The 14,890-nt window shown below is 43.7% G+C and carries 16 protein-coding genes; 4 read left to right on the forward strand and 12 right to left on the reverse strand.

Annotated elements, in window-relative coordinates:
* Nucleotides 1-73: 73 nt before the first annotated feature.
* The 12 genes from ruvB to hypF all read right to left on the reverse strand — a co-directional run bounded on the left by ruvB (nt 74) and on the right by hypF (nt 10,762).
* The gene (gene ruvB / locus DP73_RS02560) at nt 74-1,099 is read right to left on the reverse strand and encodes a Holliday junction branch migration DNA helicase RuvB (RefSeq protein WP_034597222.1); all 1,026 of its coding nucleotides are present in this window, start codon (nt 1,097-1,099) and stop codon (nt 74-76) included.
* A gap of 247 nt (nt 1,100-1,346) precedes the next feature.
* On the reverse strand, nt 1,347-1,949 hold the full coding sequence (ruvA, locus tag DP73_RS02565; protein ID WP_034597223.1) for a Holliday junction branch migration protein RuvA: 603 nt from the start codon (nt 1,947-1,949) through the stop codon (nt 1,347-1,349).
* Nucleotides 1,946-2,443, reverse strand: coding sequence for a crossover junction endodeoxyribonuclease RuvC (gene ruvC, locus DP73_RS02570; RefSeq protein WP_034597224.1), 498 nt, complete (start codon nt 2,441-2,443; stop codon nt 1,946-1,948). Before ruvC ends, ruvA begins: the two co-directional genes overlap by 4 nt.
* A gap of 73 nt (nt 2,444-2,516) precedes the next feature.
* On the reverse strand, nt 2,517-2,885 hold the full coding sequence (locus DP73_RS02575; protein ID WP_034597225.1) for a hypothetical protein: 369 nt from the start codon (nt 2,883-2,885) through the stop codon (nt 2,517-2,519).
* 107 nt (nt 2,886-2,992) lie between these two features.
* Nucleotides 2,993-3,736 (reverse strand): YebC/PmpR family DNA-binding transcriptional regulator, encoded by a 744-nt coding sequence (locus DP73_RS02580; RefSeq protein ID WP_034597226.1) that lies wholly within the window; start codon nt 3,734-3,736, stop codon nt 2,993-2,995.
* A 156-nt stretch (nt 3,737-3,892) separates the two neighbouring features.
* Nucleotides 3,893-4,480: a Uma2 family endonuclease gene (locus DP73_RS02585; protein WP_034597227.1), complete on the reverse strand. Its 588-nt coding sequence runs from the start codon at nt 4,478-4,480 to the stop codon at nt 3,893-3,895.
* A 172-nt stretch (nt 4,481-4,652) separates the two neighbouring features.
* Nucleotides 4,653-5,570: a cysteine synthase A gene (cysK, locus tag DP73_RS02590; RefSeq protein ID WP_034597228.1), complete on the reverse strand. Its 918-nt coding sequence runs from the start codon at nt 5,568-5,570 to the stop codon at nt 4,653-4,655.
* A gap of 168 nt (nt 5,571-5,738) precedes the next feature.
* Nucleotides 5,739-6,149 (reverse strand): DUF3842 family protein, encoded by a 411-nt coding sequence (locus tag DP73_RS02595; protein WP_034597229.1) that lies wholly within the window; start codon nt 6,147-6,149, stop codon nt 5,739-5,741.
* 19 nt (nt 6,150-6,168) lie between these two features.
* Complete coding sequence (gene hypE, locus DP73_RS02600) at nt 6,169-7,161, reverse strand: hydrogenase expression/formation protein HypE (RefSeq protein WP_034597230.1); 993 nt, start codon at nt 7,159-7,161, stop codon at nt 6,169-6,171.
* Nucleotides 7,162-8,259, reverse strand: coding sequence for a hydrogenase formation protein HypD (hypD, locus tag DP73_RS02605; protein ID WP_034597231.1), 1,098 nt, complete (start codon nt 8,257-8,259; stop codon nt 7,162-7,164).
* Complete coding sequence (locus DP73_RS02610; protein ID WP_014901859.1) at nt 8,237-8,467, reverse strand: HypC/HybG/HupF family hydrogenase formation chaperone; 231 nt, start codon at nt 8,465-8,467, stop codon at nt 8,237-8,239. Before DP73_RS02610 ends, hypD begins: the two co-directional genes overlap by 23 nt.
* On the reverse strand, nt 8,468-10,762 hold the full coding sequence (gene hypF, locus DP73_RS02615; RefSeq protein ID WP_034597232.1) for a carbamoyltransferase HypF: 2,295 nt from the start codon (nt 10,760-10,762) through the stop codon (nt 8,468-8,470).
* Nucleotides 10,763-11,137: 375 nt separating this feature from the next.
* Between hypF and DP73_RS02620 the strand changes: the two genes are divergently transcribed.
* The 4 genes from DP73_RS02620 to DP73_RS02635 are packed head-to-tail and all read left to right on the forward strand — an operon-like array spanning nt 11,138 to nt 14,877.
* Nucleotides 11,138-12,214, forward strand: a complete 1,077-nt coding sequence (locus tag DP73_RS02620) for a hydrogenase small subunit (protein WP_034597233.1) — start codon at nt 11,138-11,140, stop codon at nt 12,212-12,214.
* Nucleotides 12,214-13,776, forward strand: coding sequence for a nickel-dependent hydrogenase large subunit (locus DP73_RS02625; RefSeq protein WP_034597234.1), 1,563 nt, complete (start codon nt 12,214-12,216; stop codon nt 13,774-13,776). The genes DP73_RS02620 and DP73_RS02625 overlap by 1 nt, the downstream gene beginning before the upstream one ends.
* Before the next feature lie 16 nt (nt 13,777-13,792).
* Nucleotides 13,793-14,386: a Ni/Fe-hydrogenase, b-type cytochrome subunit gene (gene cybH / locus DP73_RS02630; RefSeq protein WP_034597235.1), complete on the forward strand. Its 594-nt coding sequence runs from the start codon at nt 13,793-13,795 to the stop codon at nt 14,384-14,386.
* 2 nt (nt 14,387-14,388) lie between these two features.
* Complete coding sequence (locus DP73_RS02635; RefSeq protein ID WP_034597236.1) at nt 14,389-14,877, forward strand: HyaD/HybD family hydrogenase maturation endopeptidase; 489 nt, start codon at nt 14,389-14,391, stop codon at nt 14,875-14,877.
* Nucleotides 14,878-14,890: the final 13 nt, after the last annotated feature.

The following is a 14,890-nucleotide window of genomic DNA, read 5'->3' on the forward strand; positions in this document are numbered from 1 at the left end:
CTTAAGTTTGCTTTTATGCTCAGATTGCCCTTTTTCCTCATCATATATGCTCGCAAGTCAATGACATATTGAACTACTCTGGGAAAAGCTCGGTTTCGGCACGACTCTGAGGCATCGGATACCCTAGATGCTGATAAGCCCTTGCTGTAGCCACTCGCCCACGCGGGGTACGCTGTAAGAAGCCCATTTGCAACAAAAATGGTTCAACCACATCTTCCAAGGTAACCGACTCTTCTCCAATTGTCGCCGAAAGGGTATCCAGTCCGACAGGTCCACCAGCAAATGTCTTAATAATTGTCTTTAGGGCTTTTTGGTCAATCTGATCCAAGCCCTCTGGGTCAACATCTAAGCGATTAAGGGCTTCCTTGGCAATAGACTTGGTAACAGTTCCGTCTTCCCAAACCAAAGCAAAATCTCTAACTCTCTTTAACAAGCGATTCCCCACTCTAGGTGTACCTCGTGAACGGCGGGCAATTTCCTCAGCCCCGTCAGTGGTAATTCTTAAGTGCAGGATACTTGCTGCCCTGAGAATAATTTCCTTTAAATCTTCAACTTCATAGAATTCCAACCGACTAATAACCCCAAAACGGTCACGTAAAGGAGAGGTTAATTGTCCCGCACGGGTCGTTGCTCCTACTAAGGTAAAGGGTGGAAGGGACAAGCGGATTGAGCGAGCGCTGGGTCCTTTTCCGATGACAATATCCAGACATGCATCTTCCATGGCAGAATACAAAATCTCTTCTGTTGCACTGCTTAAGCGGTGTATTTCATCAATAAAAAGCACATCACGGGGTTCTAAAGCGGTTAGAATCGCAGCTAAATCACCAGGACGTTCAATCGCCGGGCCAGAGGTGGTACGAACACTTACCCCCATCTCCGCAGCAATAATATTCGCGAGAGTTGTTTTCCCCAGACCGGGCGGCCCATACAATAAAACGTGATCCAGTGCTTCCCCGCGAGTGGATGCGGCTTGGATAAAAACGCTTAAATTTTCTTTAACTTTTCTCTGGCCTATGTAGTCATTAAGGCGCTGAGGACGCAATCCCTCTCCTTCGCGATCTGCAGGCTGTTCCTGCGGCGCAACCAGACGTTCTTCCATATTCTAACCCCCTCTCGCAACCATCAAAATTTAATATAATACAGAGCTGAGTTCTTTGCAAATCCTCCACTGCTCAAACTATATTAATTCTTTCATATTCCCTAAATCTCCTGCTTTCAGGCATAATTAAATGATTTAAGGTCTTCTGAGACTTACTACAACTAATAAAGCTACCCTCATTGGGCAGCTCTATTAGTTGTACGTTTTAAAAATATAAGGTTTTCAACCGCAATAAGGGAAGCACCTATTAGTGCCCAGAGGCGAGAAAACGCAGCGCCTTCTTTACTTGCTCCTCTGTCGTCAATTCCCCGCCGTCTTTTAAGGCCCGGCTCAGAGCCTGCCGTGCTTCCTCTAAACCAAATCCTAAAGCCAGCAAAGTTTCCAAAGCTTCCGAATGAGGCTTAGACAAGGGTTCAGAAAACGAACCGCTTTCATTAGAGACTAAATTATGCCCTTTAAATTTCTCTTTAAGTTCTAAGATTAGCCGCTGGGCTGTCTTTTTTCCGATACCAGGAACCTTGGTTAATAAGTTAAGATTTTCACTTGCAATGGCGCTTTCAATCTGTATCGCTCCAAAGGTTGAAAGTATTGATATAGCTGCTTTGGGGCCAATTCCTGAAACACTTAACATTTGGAGAAAGAGCTGTTTTTCTTCAAAGGAAGAAAAACCGTAAAGAGATAAATCGTCTTCACGCATGACCACGTGAGTGTAGACGACAAGTTCTTGCCCGGGGTGTATCTTTGCTAAAAGTCCATAGGGAACCGTCAGCAGGTACCCAGTGCCCTGTACATCCATCACTAAACGCTCACCTTGGATTTCCCAAACCTTGCCCCGCAACATTCCAATCATCTAAATTCTCCAATCTTCTGGTTCAAAGAAAAGCTGTGCGCATGACATATTGCCAGCGCTAGGGCATCTGCAGTATCATCCGGTTTCGGAATGTCTTTGAGTCTTAATAATCCTCTAACCATTTGTTGAACTTGAGCTTTTTCGGCTCTTCCATACCCAACTACAGCCTGTTTAACCTGCAGAGGAGTATATTCATAAATTGGTATGCTGTGTTGTGCTCCTGTCAACAAGACAACACCCCGAGCATGCCCAACAGATAAGGCGGTTGTAGTATTGCTGTTAAAAAACAACTCTTCTACGGCAATATGATCAGGTGTGTGTACACGTAGATAAGGGTCAATCTGCTCGTACAACATTAACAACCGTTCTGCCAAAGGCGTGTGAGCAGGAGTTCGCCAGCAAGAATAGTCGATTGGCCTTAAGTCATTACCCTTTTGCTCAATTAATCCATACCCCATAATTGCAGTTCCTGGGTCAATTCCTAAAATAATCATTTACGTCTTCCTTTCCATCCATATAGATTTCGACAGAAGACGGCCAATTCCTTTGTCTCTTCTCTATTCTGTTTTACTCAAGCCATAATGATTCCGTTGCCGTGTCAATAAATGACTGAACTTCATCTAGGGAATAGAACTCAACTTTATGGGCCATTTCTACAATCTCCTCAGGCCAAGATTCCACACATAGACCTGAGATGACAACATTCCCATTCTCGCCGGGTTTTCCTTCGATCACAGAAAGAACCCCCTGCTCCACGCCAAAATGATAACTTTCTCTTTCGGAAGGTTCATTTGACAATTTTTGTTCCGAATCAAAAGTATTCAACACTGAATGGGCTTGATCTTTGTTGGACCACCAAAAAGTTGCAGCAGGTACTGTGCCGCCAATTGCCAAGCCAATAATAAGAACTAAACTGATGATTTTCCACTTAGACATAATGAAAAAAACCCTCCTGACTATAATTTAAATAACTATAGTCTTACCAAGAGGGCTTAATTTAATAAATTAACGTCATAAAAAAGTGAACTCGTTCAACTACCAGTTCACCAGTTAAGCCCTTCTGCTAATTCAAAGTTAGAATAAACCCCTTGAATATCATCATGGTCTTCCAACTTATTCATCAAATTAACAATCTTACGGGCTTGATCTGGGTCTGTAATTTCAATAGAGTTCTGGGGAATAGGGTTAAGCACTGACTCTTCAATAGGAATTTTTTGATCAATAAGAGTTTGTCGAACCGCCTCCATGTCTGGGGGTGAAGTTAACACAACAAACCCTTCCTCGTCGGATTCAAAATCCTCAGCTCCGGCATCTAAAGCTATCATCATTAAATCATCTTCAGTTATCTTTAACCCCTCACGCAGGATTCTAAGCTGTCCTTTGTCTTCAAACATCCAGCCTACACAGCCGGTCTCACCCATATTTCCACCATTCTTGGAGAATATATGCCGCACTTCACCTGCAGTTCGATTGCGGTTATCTGTTAGGATATCGATCATAATCGCTACTCCACCGGGACCGTACCCTTCATAACGCAGCTCTTCATAAGTTGCACCTTCTGTTCCGCCGGCCCCTTTTTGAATAGCTCGTTGAATGTTTTCATTAGGAAGGTTTTGTGCTTTAGCATTTTCTATGGCAATCTTGAGACGGAAGTCATTGACGTCTCCTCCGCAAGCCCGGGCAGCAATTAACAATTCACGGCCCAACTTAGTGAATATTTTTCCCTTTTGAGCATCAACCTTACCTTTTTTATGTTTAATGTTTGACCACTTTGAATGTCCTGACATTCTGTTAATCCTCCTTATGCTAGTCACTATCAGATAGTTTAGCATAGGGTAATTTCTCTTGTAAAGGTATATTAAATCTTGTCAGTATACAGATCACTCTTTAAATTACAGCAAAGGCCTGCCGAAGCTTAAATGCATGGCAGACCATAAATGCACCTAATCCGTTAGAACCGAAAAAATATCGACTAGATTTATGATTAAGCCAGGAAGAACGTTTACAGAAAGCTGGTCATCAGCAGTATAGACATTAGGTCGTCCGTATGTCCCGTCTGAACCAAGACCATATACAACAATGGTTTTCCCTTCCGGATGGACGATCCAATATTCCTTAACACCTGCTATTTCATAACGACGAAATTTCACCTTTAAATCTACTTGCATTGTAGAGGGCGAGGTAACTTCAATGACTAAGTCAGGGCTGCCTTTACAGCCATGTTGATCAATCAAGTGCTTATTACAGATAAGAGATAGATCGGGTTGAACAACGGTCATTACGTTTTGTTCATCCTCTTCTTGATCGCAGAGACGTACATCAAAGGGCGCTGGAAAAATCTCGCAGCTTTTTCCTTTTAGGAATACATTAAAGGCTGTGGCTAGTTCTCGAATAACCCTCTGATGATTCGACGATGGAGCAGGCGTCATATTGTAGGCAATACCGTCAATGATTTCCCATCGCTCATCAGGTGGCCATCCTAAGTAGTCTTGATAAGTGTAAAGTGACCCATACGCCAAAATATTTCCCATAATCCACTCCCCCACCACTTACCAAAATATGTTATGTTGTGATGATATCATACCCGATTCCGTCTTACAACTTTTAAGTACTGCTCCACTAGCCACCGACCCAAAGTGATTCTGGAGGGAATTTTAAAGTGTCCTCTCGTTCCGAATTGGACGAGGGGACACTTTTGCTATTCTACCGACTAAATAGTTCCGTGCTCAAATAACGTTCCCCAGTATCCGGTGCTAAGACAACGAGGTTTTTCCCCTCACCTAACGTAGCAGCTACCTGAAGGGCTGCACTGACTGCCGCTCCACAGGAAATGCCCACCAGCAGACCTTCTTCGCGAGCCATACGCCGTGCTGTTTCCATGGCGTCCTCATTGCTGACCTGAATAACTTGATCCAGGATCGACTTGTTCAATACTTCCGGTATAAACCCAGCACCAATGCCTTGAATTTTATGCGGACCAGGTTTCCCACCCGAGATGACCGGAGAAGAAGCCGGTTCAGCCCCAATGATCTGTATTTCCGGCAGACGAGCTTTTAATACCTCTCCAACTCCGGTTATTGTACCCCCGGTACCAATTCCGGCAACAAAGGCATCAATTTCCTGCAATTGCTCAAGAAGTTCTAAAGCCGTTGTCTTTCGATGAGCTTCCGGGTTAGCAGGATTCTCAAATTGCTGAGGCATAAAATAATCGGGATTTTCGTTGAGTAGCCGCTTGGCTTCGGCAATAGCTCCATTCATTCCTTCTGCTCCGGGAGTCAAGATAAACTCCGCTCCATAGGCAGCCATCAGCATCCGTCGCTCAACACTTAGAGAATCGGGCATAACCACAATCAAGCGGTAACCTCGAGCAGCCGCGATCATAGCTAGTCCGATCCCTGTATTCCCACTTGTCGGCTCAATTATAGTGCCGCCGGGGCGAAGTATCCCTCGCTCCTCGGCATCCTTAATCATTCCCCAGGCAATCCGATCTTTGACACTTCCGCCCGGATTAAAGAACTCTACCTTAACATAGACATTAGCCATACCTGGCTTAACTATCCGCTGCAGACGAACCAAAGGGGTTTTTCCGATTAAATCTGTAATATTGTCAACAACTCTCATATCAATTACCCCATTTCATATCAATTTACTATGCTTTGATAATAGCAATCAATATTACCTTTGTCAAGTATACCCTTTTAAGTAAAAAAGATGTCGGAAAGTCACCCCGAACAGAGACCACAGGGGGACGGTTACTCGTCTTAAGCTAACAAGTAAACCGTCCCCTGTTTAACCCTTCAGGCGTTCCTCTACTACCTCTACCAAAGCTTCAATCTGGTGAGGCAGAGGAATGCGCTGGACACCTATAAGCTGAACATTTCCACGTTGAATAGGCAGCAGTAATTTCTCTGCTTTGCTGGCAGAAATTGCTGTAGCCATAGTTGCTGTAATCTCTCCCAATAGGCCATAAACCATCATAATCGCCACTGAACCAACAATTATATCCACTCGCTCCACGTTATAACATATCGCTGACTCCCCAGATGCCCCCTCTGTGGCACCTGCCCGTAGCATGGCACCGGTTGCCAAGGCATTTGTCCCAAGGGCAAGAATATTCAGATCCGGAATCTTTTTGCGTAATTGCTCTACAATGTGTTTACCAATACCGCCACCTTGGCCATCGATGACTGCTATCCGCATAATACCGCCTCATACTTTCTCAACATATCCGGGGAAGGTGTTCGCCCTCAAGCATACCGACGATGCGTTTCCCCCCAAGGAAAGTTTCCAAAAGCACGAGCCCCGACTTTCCTTCTTGAACTATCCCAATACGAGTTGCATTTTTTCCCAAAGGATGAGATTGCATCTTCAAAAGTACTTCGTCCGCAACTTCAGGAGCTACAATAACTAAAGCTTTTCCTTCGTTTGCCAAATATAAAGGGTCTAGACCTAACATCTCACAGGCACTTTCAACACTTGGCAATAAAGGCAGGCGCTCCTCTTTTAAGAGCATACTCACTCCGGCTTGTTGTGCTAATTCATTAAGTGTTGTCGCTACACCACCACGGGTAGGATCTCGCATGCACTTAACTCCGGGCAGATAAAAAGTATCAATTAGTTTATTCAATGGAGCACAGTCACTTAGCACAGGAGTTTGAAATTCCAGCCCTTCTCGCTCAGACAAAATTGCAATCCCATGATCCCCGATTGTTCCGGTAATAAGAATCTCATCACCGGGCTGGATTCGCTTAGGTTCCACTAAACGATCGGTAACGTATCCTATCCCAGTTGTGTTGATAAAAATCCTATCCGCACTTCCGCGTTCTACGACTTTTGTATCCCCACAAACAATTAATACACCTGCTTCAGCAGCGGTCGCCGCAACACTTTTAATGATCTGTTCTAATTCTTCTATAGGTAAGCCCTCTTCTAAAATAAGGGCCAGGGTTATAAACTTCGGAATTGCCCCACTTACCGCTAAATCATTGACAGTTCCACAGACCGCAAGTTTACCTATATTTCCGCCCCGAAAAAATAACGGCGATACTACAAAAGAGTCTGTTGACACTGCAATCCGCTTCATTCCCGGTAAGAGCACTGCATCATTCATTTGATTCAAGTGAGCATTTCCCAGGTGTCTCTGAAAAAGGTTGAGAATTAATTCATGACTTAGCCGACCACCGCTTCCGTGTGCTAACATAATGCGTTCCAACTAATCCACACTCCTTTGGGCGTAGCGGTGATAAGCCGCACACGACCCTTCTGTAGACACCATACATGGCCCAATAGGCTTCATTGGCGTACAATGCTTAGCAAATAAAGGACACTGGGTGGGATAGATTACCCCTCTTAAGACATCTCCACAACGGCAGCCGGGTGTTTCCCGAGATTGAAAAACGGGTAAGGAAAATTTCCGAGCAGCATCCCATGGACTATAGTCTGCCCGTATACCCAAACCACTTTGTGGGATAATTCCTATTCCCCGCCAAGATGCATCAATCCTCTCAAAAACCCGCTCGATAAACATCTTGGCCTGTGGGTTACCCTCCGGCTTAGCCACGCGCAGATATTGGATTTCAATGTCTGAGCGACCTTCAGCACGTTGCCGCAGGAGCATGGCTATCCCCTCTAAGATATCTAAGGCTTCAAATCCTGTAACAACACCGGGCTTACCATAATCCTCAGCCATAAATCTTATAGGCTCTATTCCGATAATCGAGCAGACGTGCCCCGGATCAAGAAAAGCATCCACCAATAGTTGTTCGTCTTCTGCTAATAATCTTAAAACAGGAGGCACTACTTTGTGCATAGACAACACACTATAATTTTTTATTGCTTCACGTTTAGCAATTTCTAAACTCACCGCTACTGTCGGAACCGTGGTTTCAAAGCCAATTCCCAGAAAGACAACTTCTCTGTCGGGATTTTGACGAGCTAACTCTAAGGCATCTTGAGTAGAATAAACAACTCGAATATCTGCTCCTTCAGCTCTTAACTCTTGCAGATTCTTCTCTGTGCCCGGTACTCGAATCATATCTCCGAAGGTTGCCGTTATTACGTTTTTTCGAGATGCCAAGTACAAATAGCGATCAATATCTCCGTTGGAAGTGACACAAACCGGACATCCCGGCCCCGAAACCAATCGAATACTTTTGGGCAACAACTCACGTATGGCATTTTTAGCTATGGCAACAGTATGTGTTCCGCATACTTCCATGATGGTAAATGGACTTTGTGCTAATGACTCAATCTCCGCAAGAAGTATACCTGCCTTTGCCGCTGACTCCTTACTCCCCTTCTTCATAAGCATTAGCCACCTCCAGCAGCAGTTCTTCCGTTTCTTTGGCACTTTCATCATCAATAACGCTGATGGCAAACCCGGCATGAACTAACACGTATTCGCCAATTCCAACCTCTGGAACCAAGTCGATACTGACAACTCGTTCATTACCCATCATATCTACCTTGGCAATTGATCCCTCAATCATAATTACTTTAGCAGGAATGGCTAAACACATTTATAACACCTCATTCGCAATTAATACCTGTCCGAAGGCTAATCCCCCGTCTCCCGGAGGAAGGCTTCGAGAACGCAAGACCTTTATACCATGTCTCTGACAGTTTCCCAGAACTGCTTCTGTTAAAAGCCTATTCTGAAACACCCCTCCGCTTAAAACCATGGGGCCATCCCCTACCTCCAGCTGCAAAGCAATATCTACAATAGCTTGGGCAATCGTCATATGAAACCGATAGGAAATTTCTTCTTTACTCACACCGCGTAAAACATCTTGAATAAGATCTTCAAAAAGTGCTCTTACTCCCAGTATTAGCACCCCATCCTCTGCTCTTATTTCAAAAGAATAAAGTAATCTAGAGTTATCCGGACTGAATTCATTATCTTCAAGATGATCCTGCAAAAACCTAGTTCCAACGCCTTCCAGTTCAATCGCCGCTTGTCCTTCATAAGTTACCTTTATACACACACCTATTAGGGCACTGACCGCATCAAACAGTCTTCCTGCACTTGAGGTTTGAAAGAGTTGAACCCCCGTGTCAACTTGGCGATCAAGAATCTGGCGTTCCATGCCGGAAAGAGACCTCCACAAAGATTTAGTCTTTTCCCAGGCTTCACCCCTCAAAAGAGTTTTAACATAGGCATAGGCAATTCGCAAAGGATATTTCGCACCGGCATCTCCCCCAGGCAACCCTAAGTACTCCAGATGTGCCTTGCGTTCATAATCGGCTGAGTTCCCATAGAGAAATTCAAATCCCCAAATACAATGATCATCCCCGTAGCCAGTCCCGTCACAGATAACTCCTAGAGTAGGTTCAATTCTGTCCCATTCTCCCAAGACACTGACCAAATGTGCGTGATGGTGCTGTACAGCACACTTTGGCCAAGGCTGTTCCAAAGCAAAATTAGTAAGTTGATAGTTTGGGTGTTTATCATGAGCTATTGCACTAGGTACAATGTTAACGACTCGTTGAAAGGATTCTAATTCCTGATGAAAACGCTGGAGATTTTCATATCCTTCCATATCCCCAATGTATTGACTCACAAAAGCCCGCTGCCCTGCAACAAGGCAAAATGAATTTTTCAGTTCGCCCCCCACACCAAGGAGGGGAGTCTCTACTTGATAATTGCTCATCAAAATTGGTAAAGGGACATAGCCCCGTGCCCTGCGGTGAAAGACAATTTCATCGCCAATCAATTGAACAACTGAATCATCACAAGGATGATAAATATCCCGATTGTGGATTAAAAAATAATCCGCAATTCCCTGTAACTCAGCTAACGCTTCATCATTGGAATAAATCAATGGCCGTCCACTGAGGTTAGCACTCGTCATAATTAAAAAATCGTATGGCCCCTCAAATAATAGATGATGTATTGGGGCATAAGGGAGTAGGATGCCCAGAGTCTGTATACCAGGTGCAATATCCTCTGATAGTCCCTCTCTTGAAGCAAGTTTTCGTTCTAGGATTACGATAGGGGCTGATGAGCTGGTTAAAAGCTCCTCTTCTTTAACAAGAATATTTACCTGCCCGCGAGCAGCTGCTATAGACCTAGCCATAACCGCAAAAGGCTTGGAGCCGCGTTCCTTTCTCTCTCGCAGGCGGCGTACAGCTTCATCGTTTCGTGCATCGCAAACCAGATGAAATCCTCCCAGCCCTTTTACCGCAAGAATTCCGCCTTGGGACAATTGATCAACACCAAGACCCGGGAGGGATCGACCACTTCCATCCGTCAGTTGAAACTTCGGCCCACAGTTTTTGCAGGCAATGGGCTGAGCATGAAACCGCCGATTTCTTGGATTCACATAGTCTTCTTCACAAGATTTGCACATTTGAAATTCTGACATAGTTGTTAAGGCCCTATCATAAGGCACGTCATGAATGATTGTATAACGGGGCCCACAATTTGTGCAGTTAGTAAATGGGAATTGGTAAAACCGACTCTTAGAATCAGCCATATCCGCAAGACAATCTCGGCAAGTTGCTACGTCCGGGGAAATTAATACATCCGCCTTAGACTCAGCTTTACTCTCAACAATTTTAAATGACCTATAATACTTTGGCTCAACATCAATGGCTTGTGAAGTAACAATCTTGGCTAATGGGGGAACTTCTTTAAGCAAACGATTATAAAACAAGTCAAGCTTATTCCCTTCAGCATGGATTGTTACACCATGACTTGAGTTATTTACCCACCCGTTGATCCCCATCTCTTCAGCAAGTTTATAAACAAACGGTCGAAAACCTACCCCTTGAACTATACCATTAATAAAAATAGTTTTCGCTTCAATTTTCATTTTTGGTTAAACCAACTTTCGTGGTAATAATTACAATTTTTAATAGTAATAGTCTTATTGTACACGCCAGACTCTCTATACTTCAAGTAATTAGTTAAATATTTAGTCATTTCAGGCCCCTATTAAGGCGAGTACTGCATATAACCAACAATAATACAAATAAATGCAGCGACTGGCTCTCTCTTGACAATTACTAATCATAAAAATTTCTGATTAGAAAATAATAAAATAATATTAATAATCTTCAAAATATTCTCTATATATAGAGGAAACTTAGATCTTCCCTCGAATATACCTTACATATATAGTAAAAATATTAAAAATATTATGTAATCATCCCGTTAGGAATTAAAATCAGGAGGTGTTCTGCAAAATATGGGTAATTTTGATTTACTCAAAGTCAAAGGGGTTTCTCGGCGTGATTTCATGAAATTAATTGCAGCAACCACAGCAGCCCTAGGCCTACCCGAACTTATCGTCCCTAAAGCAGCCAGTGCGTTAGAACAAGCACTAAAGAAGCCGCCGGTTATCTGGTTGGAAGGGATGGATTGTACCGGTTGTACGGAATCGGCAATTTCTACCCTAAATCCTTCACCCGCTGAACTCATTCTAGACATGCTTTCCATACGCTATCATGAAACTATTATGGCTGCATCAGGTCATACATCTGAGGAAGCATACCAGGCAACCTTAAAAGAAAATTTTGTATTAGTTGTAGAGGGATCCTGTCCTGCTAAAGAAGACCGGTTCTGTATGGTTGGTGGAAGACCATTCCGCAAAATACTTATTGAAGCTGCTCAAAAAGCTCAAGTGATTATAGCTATTGGAAGCTGCGCTTCTGAAGGTGCCGGAATCCCAGGAGCCTGTGCCACAGGTGCTGTAGGGGTAGCAGAGCTTCTCAGAAATGAGGGAATTAACAAGCCGGTCATAAATCTTCCCTGTTGCCCAGTTAAACCTACAACTTTAATTGGCACTATTCTATATTACCTAACCTATCAAAAGGCACCAGCCCTGGATTCCCAAAATCGTCCGATAGCTTACTATGGCTCTTTACTGCATGACAACTGTCCGCGACGTGGTCACTTTGAAAACGGAAACTACCTTACAGACTGGAATGATCCGGTTCAAAAGGAATATTGCCTGATCTTAAAGGGCTGCAAAGGTCCAAAAACATACACTGACTGTGCACAAGTCTGGTGGAATGACAATGCCAACTTCTGCATTAATGCAGGATCTCCATGTTCCGGATGTTCAGAAAAAGACTTTTATAACGGATTTAGTCCTTTATATGCTAAACAAGAGATCTTTAAGCTGCCGGGAATTGGCCATGTTGACGCTGATACTGTAGGGTTCGTTGTTGGAGGGGCCGCGGCAATAGGACTGGGAGCACATTTAATTGCTACAGCAGCAAGCGGAAGATTGGGTAACAAGGATCATAAGGAGGACATGTAATGGCGAAAGTAGTAATCGATCCTTTAACACGTATTGAAGGACATTTAAGAGTTGAAGTTGAGGTTGAAAATGGAAAAGTTGTTGACGCTCATATCATAGGAACAATGTACCGTGGAATTGAGGCAATGCTCCGTGGCCGTGACCCCCGTGATGCCACATTTGTTACCGAGCGTGTGTGTGGAGTTTGTGCCGGCTCTCATGGTTGGGCATCTTCGCTGGCCCTAGACAAAGCTTACGGGGCAAATGTCCCCGCCGGAGGTCGGCTTATCCGAAATTTAATCATTGGAGCCATGTACCTCCATGACCATCCTCTGCATTTCTATCATCTAAGTGCTCTGGACTACTTAGATGTCATGGCAGTCGCTCAATACCAGGGTAAAGATCCAGGTCTTTTGGCAGTTAAAGACAAAATTATCAAACTAGTTAATGCCGGAGATACTGCCCCCCTCACTCCACGCTATAAACCAGATGATTTTAGCGTTAATGATCCAGAGTTAGTGACCATGGCTGTTGCCCACTACCTTAAAGCCCTTGAGATGCAAGCAAAGGCTAAGAAGATGTCGGCACTGTTTGCTGGAAAACAACCCCATCAATCTTCTATTGTCGTCGGTGGGGTAACAATGCTTCCAAGTATTCAAGTGGTAGAGCAGTTCCGCTCCATGCTTTATGAGCAGCTTGATTTTATTGAAAAAACCTATTTACAAGACGTATTAACATTTGGTACCGGCCCACTTCTGCCCTTAGCGCAGGCAGGTGTCGGAGGAGGAAGTCCAAACTATCTGTCTTATGGCGGATTTGCCCGTGACGATGCCGGTAAGGATATGTTCTTCAAAGCCGGAGTGATTATGGATGGTAATTTAAGCAAAATCATTCCTGTGGATGAATCTAAAATTACAGAAGACGTTCAGTATTCTTGGTATAAGGCAAGCGCTAAGGGCAAAACTCCCTACACCGAAGATACAATACCGGATCTTGATAAAAAAGGAGCTTATACCTTTGTTAAAGCTCCCCGCTATGATGGTAAACCTATTGAGGTTGGCCCTCTCGCTCGTATGCTTGTAATGCAGCCAAAAGGTCTCATGGATATTATCGCTAAGTACGGTATTAAGCCCGGTGCTGTCGCACGCCATGCTGCCCGAGCCTATGAGACTCTCCTGATGGCTAAAGATATGTTCAATTGGTTAGACGCTTTAGAGAAGGAAATGGGCTCTAAAGATTTCCGCATTCATGATACGGATCATTGGGAGGCTCCGGCCACAGGACAAGGTGCAGGTATGACAGAAGTCCCTCGCGGTTCTCTGGGTCACTTTATCAAAGTAGGGGATCATAAGATTGAGAACTACCAAATGGTCGTTCCGACTACTTGGAATTTTTCACCGAGAGATGATAAAGGGGTACGCGGTCCAGTGGAGGAAGCACTAATCGGCGTCCCGGTTCCTGACCTTGAGAATCCAGTTAACATTGTCCGGGTAGTCCGCTCCTATGACCCTTGTCTGGCTTGTGCGATCCATCTCATCCATCCGGAAACAAACAACATCAAAAAATTCCAGATCGGCTGGTAATAAAGGAGGGAAGGACATGTCTAGCCACCAATTAGACTTAGACCACCCATTGTTTCAACGCGTTAGCCACTGGATCAATTTAATTAATTTCTTTATACTAACTATTTCAGGTTGGTTCATTCATTCCCCTTATCCAGGGATGCCTATGAACCTCATGCGGAATTTACACTTCATCTTTATGTATCTATTAATTATTAATGGAATTGTCCGTTTCTATTACTCCTTTTTTGGCAAAAATAAAGACTATGATACATTTCTCATCAACTTACAGGACATTAAAACATTTTGGCCACAAATAAAGTACTATTTATTTATTGGCAAACACCCTGAAACCGGAAAATATAACCCTCTCCAAAAAATGGCCTATATTGCCTTGCCTATCATGGCTGTGGTTCAAGCAGTTACAGGGTTTATCCTTTACAAGCCCGTGGAATTAGCTAATGTAGCAGGCTATTTTGGAGGTTTGGCAGCCGTGCGTGGAATTCATTACCTCTTCATGTGGCTATTCATGGCTGTAATCGCTGTTCATCTTTATCTAGTTTTTACATCCGCCTATGAGCAATTTCTGTTTATGTTTTTTGGCAAGAAACGAAAGGAGAAAAACGCATAGCTATGCAATCGCCAAAAATCATGGTGATGGGAGTAGGAAATATCCTCTTATCTGATGAAGGTTTAGGAGTTCGGTTTTTAGACATATTTGCAAAAGACACATTTCCCGACAATGTAGAACTGCTTGAAGGGGGCACAGCGGGACTTGAACTAGTTCACTTAATTCAGGATGTAGATTTTCTCATTATCATAGATGCCATAAATGCTAATGCTGAACCTGGGGCATTGTTCCGTTTTCAGCCTGGTGATCTTCAAGTGATCCCCGAACAATATGAGGTATCCTTTCATCAAATTGGCATTGTCGAAGTACTCACTATGGCTAAAATCTTGGGGAATGCCCCACAAACCTTAATTTTTGGTATCCAACCAAAAAGTTTGGAGTGGGGATTAGAAATAAGTGCTGATATTGAGGCACTATTTCCTCGCTTGAAAGAATTAGTTCTTAAAGAGATAGACTCCATTCGGTACGAAGGTAAATTCACTACAACTTAAAAAAAGAGCCTTT

The organism is Desulfosporosinus sp. HMP52 (assembly GCF_000765145.1).
Classification (GTDB): domain Bacteria; phylum Bacillota; class Desulfitobacteriia; order Desulfitobacteriales; family Desulfitobacteriaceae; genus Desulfosporosinus.